Source organism: Bradyrhizobium sp. Leo78, assembly GCF_059512425.1.
Map to the genome: position 1 here is coordinate 209,228 of NZ_JCAMOT010000009.1, position 12,683 is coordinate 221,910.

The 12,683-nt window shown below is 63.1% G+C and carries 12 protein-coding genes; 6 read left to right on the forward strand and 6 right to left on the reverse strand.

Going from position 1 to position 12,683, the window contains the following annotated elements:
• Positions 1-245: 245 nt before the first annotated feature.
• The 5 genes from AC5ZG1_RS14755 to AC5ZG1_RS14775 form a co-directional block, all read right to left on the reverse strand.
• Positions 246-650, reverse strand: a complete 405-nt coding sequence (locus AC5ZG1_RS14755; protein ID WP_496133276.1) for a four-helix bundle copper-binding protein — start codon at positions 648-650, stop codon at positions 246-248.
• A gap of 349 nt (positions 651-999) precedes the next feature.
• Positions 1,000-2,385 carry a glutathione-disulfide reductase gene (gene gor, locus AC5ZG1_RS14760; RefSeq protein ID WP_496133277.1) on the reverse strand — a complete coding sequence of 462 codons (1,386 nt, stop codon included), beginning with the start codon at positions 2,383-2,385 and terminating at the stop codon, positions 1,000-1,002.
• Between the two features lie 26 nt (positions 2,386-2,411).
• Positions 2,412-2,954, reverse strand: coding sequence for a DUF2059 domain-containing protein (locus tag AC5ZG1_RS14765; protein WP_496133278.1), 543 nt, complete (start codon positions 2,952-2,954; stop codon positions 2,412-2,414).
• A gap of 25 nt (positions 2,955-2,979) precedes the next feature.
• Positions 2,980-3,672 (reverse strand): ribose-5-phosphate isomerase RpiA, encoded by a 693-nt coding sequence (gene rpiA / locus AC5ZG1_RS14770; protein WP_496133279.1) that lies wholly within the window; start codon positions 3,670-3,672, stop codon positions 2,980-2,982.
• 245 nt (positions 3,673-3,917) lie between these two features.
• Positions 3,918-4,745 carry an SDR family NAD(P)-dependent oxidoreductase gene (locus AC5ZG1_RS14775; RefSeq protein ID WP_496133280.1) on the reverse strand — a complete coding sequence of 276 codons (828 nt, stop codon included), beginning with the start codon at positions 4,743-4,745 and terminating at the stop codon, positions 3,918-3,920.
• A 169-nt stretch (positions 4,746-4,914) separates the two neighbouring features.
• On the opposite strand from AC5ZG1_RS14775, the gene gph reads away from it, so the two are divergent.
• The 6 genes from gph (at position 4,915) to nhaD (ending at position 11,408) form a co-directional block, all read left to right on the forward strand.
• The gene (gene gph, locus AC5ZG1_RS14780) at positions 4,915-5,601 is read left to right on the forward strand and encodes a phosphoglycolate phosphatase (protein WP_208827413.1); all 687 of its coding nucleotides are present in this window, start codon (positions 4,915-4,917) and stop codon (positions 5,599-5,601) included.
• 151 nt (positions 5,602-5,752) lie between these two features.
• Positions 5,753-6,226 (forward strand): hypothetical protein, encoded by a 474-nt coding sequence (locus AC5ZG1_RS14785; protein ID WP_130228071.1) that lies wholly within the window; start codon positions 5,753-5,755, stop codon positions 6,224-6,226.
• A 270-nt stretch (positions 6,227-6,496) separates the two neighbouring features.
• Positions 6,497-7,531, forward strand: a complete 1,035-nt coding sequence (gene moaA, locus AC5ZG1_RS14790; RefSeq protein WP_496133281.1) for a GTP 3',8-cyclase MoaA — start codon at positions 6,497-6,499, stop codon at positions 7,529-7,531.
• Positions 7,532-7,869: 338 nt separating this feature from the next.
• Positions 7,870-8,409, forward strand: coding sequence for a TRAP transporter small permease subunit (locus AC5ZG1_RS14795; protein ID WP_028166533.1), 540 nt, complete (start codon positions 7,870-7,872; stop codon positions 8,407-8,409).
• Complete coding sequence (locus tag AC5ZG1_RS14800) at positions 8,406-10,007, forward strand: TRAP transporter large permease (protein ID WP_130228072.1); 1,602 nt, start codon at positions 8,406-8,408, stop codon at positions 10,005-10,007. Before AC5ZG1_RS14795 ends, AC5ZG1_RS14800 begins: the two co-directional genes overlap by 4 nt.
• 120 nt (positions 10,008-10,127) lie before the next feature.
• A complete protein-coding gene (gene nhaD / locus AC5ZG1_RS14805) occupies positions 10,128-11,408 on the forward strand; it encodes a sodium:proton antiporter NhaD (protein ID WP_496133282.1) in 1,281 nt (426 codons plus the stop codon).
• A gap of 190 nt (positions 11,409-11,598) precedes the next feature.
• Here nhaD and AC5ZG1_RS14810 read toward each other — a convergent pair whose 3' ends face one another.
• Complete coding sequence (locus tag AC5ZG1_RS14810; RefSeq protein WP_496133283.1) at positions 11,599-12,459, reverse strand: L,D-transpeptidase; 861 nt, start codon at positions 12,457-12,459, stop codon at positions 11,599-11,601.
• Positions 12,460-12,683 lie beyond the last annotated feature (224 nt).

Sequence of the window (12,683 nt, forward strand, 5' to 3'; positions counted from 1 at the left end):
CGGTGCAGCGACCACACTCGAATATCCGAATACGCTCTCTTTTCTCCATGTCCCAAACTGTCTCCACGTGCGTCAGCGGCAGATGACAGTTTGGACAGCTCCATATGATGGACAGGGCGAGCATGTGCTCCTCGCCGCTCTGCTCGAAACCAAAACTCCTGTTCTCATAAGCCAAGAGCGGCCGCTTCGTTCCGGCGGCAAGGCGCGGAATAGCCGGATCGACAGATGGCCATCGGCCAGTTCCCTCAATGCGCCATGCTGCGCCCGGCCTCTTCGCAGGCCTGCATGCAGCGGCGGCAGGCGTCGGCGCAGATGCGGCAATGCTCGTGCTCGCCTGCGTGCTTCTGGCATTCGTCGGCGCAAAGCCGGCAGGCCGCGGTGCAAGTGTGCAGCATGCGGCGGATCATTTCGTCGTCCCAACCCGTCTGACGGGTGGCCATCCTGCCGGTGATATTGCAGACGTCCGCGCAGTCGAGGTTCAGGCGGATGCATTGCGTCAGCGACTTGACCATCTCCTCCGCGAGGCAGGCATCGGCGCAAGACGTGCAGATCTGGGCGCAGGAATAGCATTGCTCGATGCAGCGGACGAGCAGGCCATCGCCCTCGCCATGGGCCCGTGGGTGCCGACTGATCATTTCCTGGACTTGCATGGAACTCTCCGCAGGTTTTGAGGGGCTACCTCGTTCGCCTAATCGCCGAACTCCGGAAAGGTTCTTGAGCGCTTGCTGGCGCGGAGGCGCCGCCGCGGAAGCAAAATGCGTCGCATGGGCATTCAAGTTTCCGGTGTCATGGCCGGATCGCCCCCGCTGCGCACCGTGTTCGCAGGGCTGTGGGCGGTGCGCAGTCTTGTGCAGTGAGACGGGAGCGTTGCCCCTCCGCCCTCGTCATTCCGGGATGCGTGCGCAGCACGCAGGGCCGGAATCCATCGGACCGCGGACGCGAATGGCAAGACGGATTCCGGGCTCGCGCTTCGCGCGCCCCGGAATGACGAGCGGGGTACTACTCCGCGGCCTGCCTGACGTATCGCGCGCTTGGCGTGCGCATGGTCACGAGTTCTTCGGCGGCGGTGGGGTGTAGCGCGAAGGTCGCGTCGAAGTCGGCCTTGGTCGCTTTCATCTTCACCGCGATCGCGACCACCTGGATGGTCTCGGCGGCGCAATCGCCGACGATGTGACAGCCAAGCACGCGGTCGCTTACGCCGTCGACCACGAGCTTCATCAGCACGCGGGTGTCGCGGCCTGACATCGTCGCCTTGATGGGGCGGAAACTGGTCTTGTAGACGTCGACGTGGCTGAACTGCGCGCGCGCCTCGGCCTCCGTCAGACCCACGGTGCCGACCTCCGGCTGCGAGAACACCGCGGTCGGAATGCTGGCGTGGTCGACCTGGACCGGGCGCTTGCCGAACACGGTGTCGGCGAAGGCGTGGCCCTCGCGGATCGCGACCGGCGTCAGGTTGTGGCGATGGGTGACGTCGCCGATGGCGTAGATGTTCGGCACCGAGCTTTTCGACCAGGCATCGACCGCGATGCCGCCATTGTCCGCGTTGATGGCGACGCCCGCCTTTTCCAGGCCGAGATTGGCGACGTTAGGATGCCGGCCGATCGCAAACATCACCTTTTCGGAGGCGAGGCTCGAGCCGTTGGACAGATGCGTGGTGAATTCCTTGCCGTGACGATCGACCTTGGTAACGGTGCAGCCGGTCAGGATGGTGATGCCGCGCTTCTCCATCTCGTCGCGCACATGCTCTCGGACGTCCTTGTCGAAGCCGCGCAGGATGTTGTCGCCGCGGTAGATCACGGTGACGTCCGAGCCAAAGCCGGCGAAGATGCCGGCGAATTCCAGCGCGATGTAGCCGCCGCCCTGGATCACGATGCGCCGCGGCAACTCGGGCAAGTGAAACGCCTCGTTGGACGAGATCACGTGCTCGAGGCCGGGGATTACCGCCCCATGGTTGGGCGCGCCGCCGGTCGCGATCAGCACGTACTTGGCCTTGACCGTCTCGCCGGTCGCAAGACGCAGCGTGTGCGCGTCCTCGAAGACGGCCCGCGTCTTGACGATATGCGCGCCGGATTTTTCGACATTGGTGGTATAGGCCGCCTCTAGCCGCGCAATTTCCTTGTCCTTGTTGGCCACGAGCGTCGGCCAGTCGAACGAGGCTTGCGGGATGGTCCAGCCGAAGCCGGCGGCATCCTCGATCTCCTGCTGGACGTGCGAGCCGATCACGAACAGCTTTTTCGGCACGCAGCCGCGGATCACGCAGGTACCGCCCATCCGGTACTCTTCAGCGACCATGACCTTGGCACCATGGCCGGCGGCGATACGGGCGGCGCGAACCCCGCCCGAACCGCCCCCGATGACGAACAGATCGACGTCGTATTCAGCCATGGCGCTCTATGTCCTACTCCAGAGAATTAGATCTCCTTGCCGCGCTTGCGCATCTCGGCCCGGAACTGGGCGTTCACAGTCTCGGCGAACTGCTGCGCCCACTGGTTCATATAGGACATCGAAAACTGGATTGCCCGGGGCTCGCTGGCGAGCAGCTTCTGGCCCAGCGGCGACTTGTAGAAGGTGACGAGGTCCTTCAGTTCCTGCTCGGTGAATTCGTTGGCATAGACCTTGGCCATGCCATCGCCGATCTCCTGCTCGCGGCCGGCCAGGTTCTTGGCGACGATGGTGGCGACCTCGTTGAGGTCCTTCTGGTAGTTGAGGTTGGACTGCAGCAGGCTTTCCTTGGTCTGCAGCACGATGTTGGGAACGGCGTTGGCGTACATCGCGCTCGCGTTCTTCATCTTGAGGATTTCCTTGGCCGCCGCGATCGCCGCCGGCGAGCCTTCCTTCAGCGTGGGCGCCGCCGCGGGAGCCGGCGCCTTCTGCTGCGCGCTCACCGATACGGCGGTCAGGGCCACAGCCAATCCGAGGCCTGTGGCCGACAAAATCCGTACAAAGCTCGTCATTCTAATTCTCCCAGAATTTACGGCGTCAGCGCCGTTCAACAACGCGAATTCCCTGCGCGCCCGCCAGCACGACCGTGCCGGCGAGACCGATGAACAACCCGTGTTCGACAACGCCCGGGATCACGCTCAGCAGTCCCGCCAGGCGCGGCGCATCCCCTATCCGTCCCAGATGGGCGTCGACAATCCAGTGGCCGCCATCGGTGACAAAAACGTGGCCATCCTTGGCCGTCCGCAGCACCATCTGGCCGGCAACGCCGGCCTCCGCAAAGGCCTTGGCGATCGCCGCCTTGGTCGCCGCGAGGCCGAACGGGATCACCTCGATCGGCAGCGGGAAACGGCCGAGCGGATCGACCCACTTGCTCTCACCGGCGATCACGACCATGCGATCGGATGCGGCCGCCACGATCTTCTCGCGGAGCAGCGCGCCACCGCCGCCCTTGATCAGGTTGAGCGCGGGATCGACCTCGTCGGCGCCGTCGACCGTGAGATCGAGATGGTCGATCTCGTCCAGTGTGGCGAGCGCAATGCCGCAGGCTTCCGCCTGCGCGCGGGTCGCCTCCGAGGTCGGCACGCCCACGACCTTCATGCCACCGCGCACCTTCTCGCCAAGCAGGTCGACGAAATGCTTGGCGGTCGACCCGGTGCCGAGCCCGAGCTTCATGCCGTCGCGCACCTCTTGCAGGGCGCGCGCGGCGGCCTGTCGTTTCAATCCGTCCATGTCCACGTGCGACGATTTCCCAGAACTTGTTCGCGGGACCAGTTGTCAAGGCTTGGGAGCGGCCCCATCCCCGCTCCGGCGGCGCATATCTAGCCGCCTTTTGCGCGCAGGGACAGCGCCAATAGCGCCTTATACGGCCGCGCAACGCAGTTTTAATATTCGATCAGAACCCGGCGCCAGCGCGCTGTTTTTCCACGCTTTCTTCCGGCGACGCGACGCTTCGTCCTCTACCGAAAGATTAACTTTCAGACCTCGTCCATCGCGGCCAGGATCGCGCCAAACCGAGTCTCGACCTCGGCCCGCATCCCGGGATGGGTAAATACATAGAGGCGATCCTCCCGTATGGCGGCAAGGACGCGTGCGGCGACGTCGGCCGGATCGATGCCAGCCTCGAGCTGCCGCGCGATCTCCGCGACCATAGCGGCCGCCGGGCTGTCAGGATCGAGTGCAGGCGTCGGACCGTAGCGCGGAGGGCGGTTGCGTCCGCTCTCGCCGATCCGGGTCCGCACGAAGCTCGGGCACAGCACGCTGACGCCGATGCCAAGCGGCTTGAGCCGCAGGGCCAGCCCCTCGGACATGCTGACGACCGCGAACTTCGTCGCCGAGTAAGGGCTGAAGCCGAGGCCGCCGTTTATCCCCGCCATCGAGGCGGTGTTGACGATGTGCCCGCCCTCGCCGTGCTTGCGCATGTGCGGCAGGAAGCTTGCGATGCCATGCACGACGCCCATCAGGTTGACATCGATCACCCAGCGCCAGCTCTCGAGCGAGATCGCGTCAATGCCGCCGCCGGCGGCGACGCCGGCATTGTTGCAGAGAATGTGGACATTGCCGAAGGCATCGAACGCGGCACCGGCGGCGTCCTCGACGCTTGCGGGATCGGCGACATCGCAGAGCGTGCCTCTGACGCTCGAGCCAAACTCAGCCAGACTTTTGACGGCGCGTTCGAGCGCGTCCGCCTCGATGTCGGCGAGCATCACCTTCATGCCGGCCTCCGCGAACGCACGACCAAGCGCAAGGCCGATGCCGCTGGCCCCGCCGGTGACAAAGGCTGTTCTGCCGGCAAGTTCACGCATGGAACGCCCTCCCTCGGATCTTTTGTTTGAGCATGATCTTCCCGCGGAAACGCTTCGCGTTTGTCGCGAGGGAAAAACCGGTCTCCACTTTTCCGGATCATGCTCTATGCGCAGCGAAGTCCGCCCTCTTCTCTTGCATGACGGCGCCGGAAACGATAGCCAAAGGAGGATGAACTCTCCCGGCATTGTCGTTTTCGATCTCGACGGTACCCTCGTCGATACCGCGCCCGACCTGATCAGCGCGCTCAATTACGTGCTGGACCGCGAGGGCTTGGCCCCGATGCCGCTACAATCGGCGCGGACCATGATCGGCGGCGGAGCACGCAGATTGATCGAGCGCGCGCTCGAGGTCGAGGGCCGCCAGATCAGCACGGACGACGTCAGCCGGCTGACCAAGGATTTCATCGACTATTACGCCGCCCATATCGCCAACGAATCGCGCCCGTTCGAAGGCCTGGAAACCGCCCTGGACGAACTCGCCGCGCAGGGGTTCCGCTTTGCGGTCTGCACCAACAAGCTCGAGTTCCTGTCAAAGCTCCTGCTCGATCAGCTCGGCCTAAGCGGCCGGTTTGCTGCAATCTGCGGCGCGGACACCTTCGGAATCTCGAAACCGGATCCCGCGATCCTCCGGCAAACGGTGGCGCGGGCGGAGGGACAGCTATCCTCCGCAATCATGGTCGGCGATGGCGGGCCGGATGTCGGGGTCGCCCGACGGGCAGGTATCCCGGTGATCGGGGTCGAATTCGGCTATACCGAGATACCTATTGCCGAATTGAAGCCGGATCGGCTGATCGGCCATATGCGGGAGCTGCCGGCGGCCGTCGACAGCCTCGCCAGGGCTGTGAATATCTCTTAACCTACTGAGATAACGTTGCTTTTCTGCAACGCCACGCATCCTTATTAACCATCGCTTAGCGAATTTGCCCTGCGCCGTTGCGCCGCAGTGCCCACCCTCCTATGGTCCGGCCGGGGATTGTGGCTCTCAGCCACAGTTAGGTGGATCAATCATGCGTCGTGTCATCGCGATTGCCGTCGCCGGGGCAAGCCTGGCGGGCTGTTCGTCTTTTTCTTGGGATTCGTTCAAGTCGGCGCCTGCGCCGGTCCAGGTTCAGCTCGAATCGACGCCTCCGGGCGCGGACGCGGTGACCTCGGTCGGACCGGGCTGCAAAACGCCCTGCACCGTCTCGGTGGCAGCGCCCGACAGTGGCTTCTCCGTCACCTTCAATCTGCCGAAGTATGAATCGGCCACGGTTCCGGTCACGGTGGTCCGCAACCCCGGCGACCTCACCACTGCGGCATCGACCGTCGTCGATCCAAATCCCGTGGTTGCGGAACTGAAGCCCACGGCTCCGCCGCCCAAGGCGCGCAAGCCACGGCCGAAGCGGCCGAAGCCGGCCGCCGCTGCGGCAGCCCCCGCAGCCGAGCCGGCCACCGCTGCCGGTACGCCTTTCCCGGATCCGAACGCGCCGGTGCAGCGCTAGAGCATATTCGATTCTGATTGAATCAGAACCGAAGCTCCAGATTCTTGTTTTGACGCGTTTTCTGCGCAGATAAGTCTACGCAATCTGCGTAAACTTGATTGCTATGCGAACCGGCGTCCACTTCGCTCGAAAACGCTCTAAATTACACGTTCGCACTGCACTATTTGACGGCGCGCATTGTCGGACGGTAACAAGCTGCCTAGATTGTGCTCGCGGAGCCACTTCCCTTTCGTCCGGCTCCGTCGAGCAAGGCGTTGGCAAGGCGTGTGAATGAGCGCGATTTCGCTTCCCCCCTCCGAATCCCTGTTCCGTCCGATGACCGATCCGTTCGGCCGGACGATCCGCTACCTGCGCGTCTCCGTCACCGACCGCTGTGACCTGCGCTGCTTCTACTGCATGTCGGAAGACATGACCTTTCTTCCGAAAGCCGATCTCCTGACGCTGGAAGAGCTCGACCGGCTGTGCTCGGCCTTCATCGCCAAGGGCGTGCGCAAGCTCCGCCTGACCGGCGGGGAGCCCCTGGTGCGGCGCAACGTGATGACGCTGGTGCGCTCGCTGTCGCGGCATCTTGCCAGCGGCGCGCTCGATGAGTTGACACTGACCACCAACGGCTCACAGCTCGCGCGCTTCGCCGGCGAACTCGCCGATTGCGGCGTGCGCCGTATCAACGTCTCCCTCGACACGCTCGATGCCGACAAGTTCCGCGCGATCACGCGCTGGGGCGACATCGACAAGGTCCTGGCCGGGATCGAGGCGGCACGGGCCGCGGGGCTTGCGGTCAAGATCAACGCTGTGGCGCTCAAGAACATGAACGAGGACGAGATCCCCTCGCTGATGGAGTGGGCGCACGGCAAGGGCATGGCGCTGACCTTGATCGAGGTGATGCCGATGGGCGACATCGGCGCCGGCCGTATCGATCAGTATGTGCCGCTGTCGCTTCTCCGCGCGCGGCTGGAAAAGCAATTCACGCTGACCGATCTCGAAGAGAGCACCGGCGGCCCTGCCCGCTATGTCCGTGTCAGCGAGACCGGCGGCAAGCTCGGCTTCATCACGCCGATGACCCACAATTTCTGCGAATCCTGCAACCGCGTGCGCATCACCTGCACCGGCACGCTGCACACCTGCCTGGGCCACGAGGATGCCTCCGATTTGCGCAAACCGCTGCGCGCGTCGGCAGACAACGAGCTCTTGTCCGCCGCGATCGACCGCGCCATCGGGTTGAAGCCGAAGGGGCACGATTTCATCATCGATCGCCGCCACAACCGCCCCAGCGTCAGCCGGCATATGAGCGTCACCGGCGGCTGAGGGCCGCCCGCCTTGGCCCAGCCAGCCCTCTCGAAAACGGCCGATCGGACCGGGCTTCACCAAGCCCATGCAGCGGCTTGGGGCCGCGTCAATTTGCCCATTTTCCAATTGACCTTATCACCCCACGCTGAAATGGTGCGGCAGCTTTCACGCCAGCTCGGCCGGACAGGCCGCTGCCCTACCCGGTGCAGCCAAGACGGCAGAAGCACACCGATGGGGAGGACTGGCATTGCAATCGCTCGTAGAGGTGAGCTTTGGCACCGCGCGCGTTGGCGCAGTGGCGTAGCGATGCTCGTTGACACAAACGGCGCGCGTTTGGCGCGGCCGCGGAGACCATAATGCGCCCTTTGATGGGATTGAGTACAGCCATCGACCGGCTCAATGAGAAGATCGGCTATATCTGCAACCTCCTGGTGCTGATTGCCTGTCTCGTCAGCGCGGGCAATGCGATGATCCGCTACGCCTTTTCCTATAGCTCGAACGGCTGGCTTGAAGCGCAGTGGTACATGTTCGCCGTCCTCGTGATGTTCGGCGCGTCCTACACCTTCAAGCGCAATGAGCATGTCCGGGTCGAGATCTTCTATCTCATGCTGTCCGAACGCGGCCAGCTCTGGCTCGACCTGATCGGCACGCTGTTCTTCCTGATCCCGGCCTGCCTGCTGCTCGCTTATCTGTCCTGGCCGTTCTTCTACCAGTCCTATGCGGTCGGCGAGATCTCAAGCAATGCCGGCGGCCTGGTCCGCTGGCCAATCAAGTTCGTCATTCCGGCGGGTTTCGTGATGCTGGCGTTGCAAGGCGTCTCGGAGGTGATCAAGCGCATCGCGGCGCTGCAGGGCTATGTGACGATCGACGCGAAGTACGAGAGGCCGACCCAATGATTACGCTGGAGATGATGCCGCCACTGATGTTCGGTGGCATGATCATAGCCATGCTGATCGGCTACCCCGTGGCGTTCACGCTGGCCGCAGTCGGGCTTTCGTTCGGATTCCTCTCGATCTATCTCGGCTTCTTCGACCTCAACTTCCTGCAGGCGATCCCCGGCCGCATCTTCGGCAGCGTGCTGTCCAATGAGCTGCTGCTCGCGATCCCCTTCTTCACCTTCATGGGCGCGATCCTGGAACGGTGCGGGCTTGCGGAGGACATGCTGGATTCGATGGGCCAGTTGTTCGGCCCGATCCGCGGCGGCCTCGGCTATTCCGTCATCATCGTCGGCTTCATCCTGGGCGCGATCACCGGCACGGTGGCGGCGCAGGTGATCGCGATGGCGCTGATCTCGATGCCGGTGATGATCCGCTATGGCTACAACATACGCTACATCACCGGCGTGCTGGCGGCCTCCGGCACCATCACCCAACTGGTGCCGCCGTCGCTGGTCCTGATCGTGCTCGCCGACCAGCTCGGCAAATCGGTCGGCGACATGTATCTCGGCGCCTGGGGGCCGTCGATCTTCCAGATCCTCCTGTTCGCCGGCTACACCTTCGTGCTGGGCATCATCAAGCCGAGCCACGTGCCGGCGGTGCCAAAGGAAGCGCGCACGCTGACCGGCTGGGCGCTATGGAAGAAATGCCTGCTCGGCATCATCCCATCCGCGGTGCTGATCTTCGTCGTGCTCGGCACCATGATGATGGGCCTTGCGACCCCGACCGAAGCCGGCGCCATGGGCGCGGTCGGCGCCATCGTGCTCGCCGCGATCCACCACAAGGATTTCAGCTCGACCGGCCACAAGGTGATGATCGCCGGCGTCATCGCCGCAGGCATCGGCACCATCGTCGCGATCCTCTACAGCGAGAACCTGATCTTCAAGATCATGTTCGCCATCACCTACCTTGCGGTGGTCTGGATCTGCCTCGAGGCGGTGCGCATTCCCGACCTGCGCGACCTGATCAAGCAGGGCTATGAGACCACCATGCGCATCACCTGCATGGTCACCTTCATCCTGATCGGCTCGACCTGCTTCTCGGTCGTGTTCCTCGGCGTCTCCGGCGGCGTCTGGCTCGAGCACCATCTGACCTCGCTGCCCGGCGGCGTCTGGGGCTTCCTGATCTTCATCAACCTCTTCATCTTCTTCCTGGCCTTCTTCCTCGACTTCTTCGAGATCGCCTTCATCATCCTGCCAATGATCGCGCCGATCGCGCAGAAGATCCTGGCGCCGGTCGTCGGCCCCGATGCCGCCCTGATCTGGTTCGGCGTCATGCTCTGCGTGAACATGCAGACGTCGTTCCTGCATCCGCCGTTCGGCTTCGCGCTGTTCTATCTGCGCGGCGTGGCGCCGAAGGAAGTGAAGAGCTCCGACATCTATTGGGGCGCGATGCCCTGGATCGGACTGCAGGCGATCATGGTCGCGCTGGTGATCGCCTTCCCGATCACGGTGACGGCCCTGCTCGACAAGCCGCTCGACGTCGACCTGACCAAGGTGAAAATCGAGGTGCCGCAGATCGACCTGCCGCCGCTCGATTTTGGTCAGCCCAAGAATTGAACTGGCGAACTGATCTGGCCGTGCCCTTCCTCCGGAGGGTGCGCGGGCAAATAGCCACGGCGAAGCTGCTGGACGGCTGCCGATCGGGATCGGTATGGACGGGCTTGGGGGGATCAGGTCTTGTTGGCCGCAATCGTCGCGATCTTTGTCGTCGCCTACGCCGCGATCGCGCTGGAACACCCGATCGGGATCAACAAGTCAGCCTCCGCATTGCTGGGCGCCGGACTGCTCTGGACGGTGTACGCCGTCGCGAGCGGCGACGCGGCCCTGATCGACAAGCAGCTCAACGAATCCGTCTCCACGACCGCGCAGATCGTCTTCTTCCTGCTCGGCGCCATGACGATCGTCGAGGTGATCGATGCCCATAACGGCTTTGAAGTCATCACCTCGCTGATCCGCACCAGGAAGCAAGTCACCCTGATGTGGCTGGTCGGCTTCGTAACCTTTTTCCTGAGTGCGATCCTGGACAATCTGACGACCACGATCGTGATGATATCGCTGATGCGGAAGCTGCTCGACGATGCAGACGATCGCCTGTTCTTCGCCTCCATGATCGTGATCGCGGCCAACGCAGGCGGCGCATGGTCGCCGATCGGCGACGTGACGACCACGATGCTGTGGATCGGCGGACAGATCACGCCGCTCGCGATCATCAAGGGGGTCTTCCTCGCTTCGCTGATCAACTTGATCGTCCCCCTCCTCGTCGTCTGCTATTTCTTGCGGGGCAAGGAAATTCCAGCGCTCGCAGAGGTAGAGCGTGAGACGCCCGAGACCAGCGTCTTCGAGCGCAACGTGATGTTCTACCTCGGCCTCGGCATCCTGATCGCGGTGCCCGCCTTCAAGGCCGTGACGCACCTGCCGCCGTTCATGGGAATCCTTTTTGGACTGGGCATCCTCTGGACGGTTGGCGAATTGATCCATCGACACAAGGAGCAAGACGAAAAGGAGCATCTCACCCTCCTCCACGCGCTGACGCGGATCGACATGGGCTCGATCGTCTTCTTCGTCGGGATCTTGCTGTCGGTCGCAGCGCTCGAGCACACCCATGTTCTGGAAATACTGGCCAGGTGGCTGGATGCGACCATCGGGCGCCAGGACATCATCGTCATCGCGCTCGGGCTTCTCAGCGCCGTCATCGACAACGCGCCACTGGTGGCGGCGACGATGGGCATGTACAGCCTGACGCAGCATCCCGCCGACAGCTTCCTGTGGGAGTTCATCGCTTACTGCGCCGGCACCGGCGGATCGATCCTGATCATCGGCTCGGCGGCAGGCGTCGCCGCGATGGGCTTGGAGAAGATCCACTTCTTCTGGTACGTCCGCCGCATCAGCGGCCTTGCCTTGCTCGGCTATTTCGCCGGCGCCGCCGCCTACATCATCCAGTACCGCCTGCTGCACTAGCTAGCGCTTCACCCGGGCTACGACACTTGGATTCATAAGTCGCTTGGCTTGGTTTACGTCTGCTCAACCGCCCATAGCGGCGTGATAGCAGACATTCCAGAACTGCCGCTCAGGACCAGACACTCACTTAAAAGCGACGACTTGAATTGCCTCCTTGTCCTCAGTTGCAGACCGAGGACGGAGGACTGAGTTACTGGACCTCGGCGATCTTCGGTTCAGATGACAGCATCTGCGCGTTGGTTACCGAGGGCCGGTTCGACGGCGATGCCGGGTCCGGCGATCGGAAAGCGGCGTCGGGCGGCGCTCCCTGGGATGGTCGACGGGCAGCGGTTGCCGGAAGCACGATCACTTTCGCTCCGACTTTCACCCGCTCATAAAGGTCCACGACGTCCTCATTGGTCAGCCGGATACAGCCGGACGAAACCCGCTTCCCGATCGTATCGGGCTTGTTGGTGCCGTGAATTCTATATTCGGTCTCGCCCAGATACATCGCCCGAGCGCCGAGCGGGTTGCCGGGACCGCCTGCCATAAACCGCGGCAGATAAGGCTGACGCACAAGCATCTCTGCCGGCGGACGCCAATCCGGCCATTCCGTCTTACGGGCCACAGTCTGCTCGCCTGACCACGTGAAACCTTCGCGGCCAACACCGATGCCGTAGCGCAACGCTTGCGTGTCGCTCAGAACGAAATACAGGAATGTGTTCTTGGTATCGATGATCACGGTGCCCGGCGTCTGGTGGCTCGCGTAGTCAACTACCTGCCGAACAAATGCTCCGGGACCGTCAGCAGCTTTTGGTGGTTCGACCAGAGGCGCCGGGACCGAAATCGGAGCCGGAGCTGGCGCTGATGCATGAACTGGAGTTAACACGTGAACCGGAGTTGACGATGCCAGGGCTTGGGGAGCGGACGGCTTCCGTATCGGTTGCACGCTCGTCGGGCGAGACAGCAAGCTGTATCCCAATGCGGCCACGGCCACGGCGCCAACTGCAACTCTCGCGGCCATTGGTAGTGCGAGCGCTTCTGCCTTTCCACGTTTGGCCCGCTTACTCATATCTTTCCCCCAGTCACCATGCCCGGAAGAGGTACCCAGCAAAATTTAAGAAACTTCGAAGCGATTTCGCTCAGGCTGGAACCGTTAGCGGTGGTTAACGCCGAACTCTTGTTCGGCAACATAAAAATTGGGAGTGACGCTCGATATCAATTTGGCGACGTGGACGACGCACGTCACATTGCGGAACGAGTCGAAGTCTGAATTGCCGGGCCGAGCGGACACGC

Bases quoted from the DNA above. Each gene is read 5' to 3' on its own strand.
- AC5ZG1_RS14755 (WP_496133276.1), bottom strand. From the start codon at position 650: ATGCAAGTCCAGGAAATGATCAGTCGGCACCCACGGGCCCATGGCGAG.
- gor (WP_496133277.1), bottom strand. From the start codon at position 2,385: ATGGCTGAATACGACGTCGATCTGTTCGTCATCGGGGGCGGTTCGGGC.
- AC5ZG1_RS14765 (WP_496133278.1), bottom strand. From the start codon at position 2,954: ATGACGAGCTTTGTACGGATTTTGTCGGCCACAGGCCTCGGATTGGCT.
- rpiA (WP_496133279.1), bottom strand. From the start codon at position 3,672: ATGGACGGATTGAAACGACAGGCCGCCGCGCGCGCCCTGCAAGAGGTG.
- AC5ZG1_RS14775 (WP_496133280.1), bottom strand. From the start codon at position 4,745: ATGCGTGAACTTGCCGGCAGAACAGCCTTTGTCACCGGCGGGGCCAGC.
- gph (WP_208827413.1), top strand. From the start codon at position 4,915: ATGAACTCTCCCGGCATTGTCGTTTTCGATCTCGACGGTACCCTCGTC.
- AC5ZG1_RS14785 (WP_130228071.1), top strand. From the start codon at position 5,753: ATGCGTCGTGTCATCGCGATTGCCGTCGCCGGGGCAAGCCTGGCGGGC.
- moaA (WP_496133281.1), top strand. From the start codon at position 6,497: ATGAGCGCGATTTCGCTTCCCCCCTCCGAATCCCTGTTCCGTCCGATG.
- AC5ZG1_RS14795 (WP_028166533.1), top strand. From the start codon at position 7,870: ATGCGCCCTTTGATGGGATTGAGTACAGCCATCGACCGGCTCAATGAG.
- AC5ZG1_RS14800 (WP_130228072.1), top strand. From the start codon at position 8,406: ATGATTACGCTGGAGATGATGCCGCCACTGATGTTCGGTGGCATGATC.
- AC5ZG1_RS14810 (WP_496133283.1), bottom strand. From the start codon at position 12,459: ATGAGTAAGCGGGCCAAACGTGGAAAGGCAGAAGCGCTCGCACTACCA.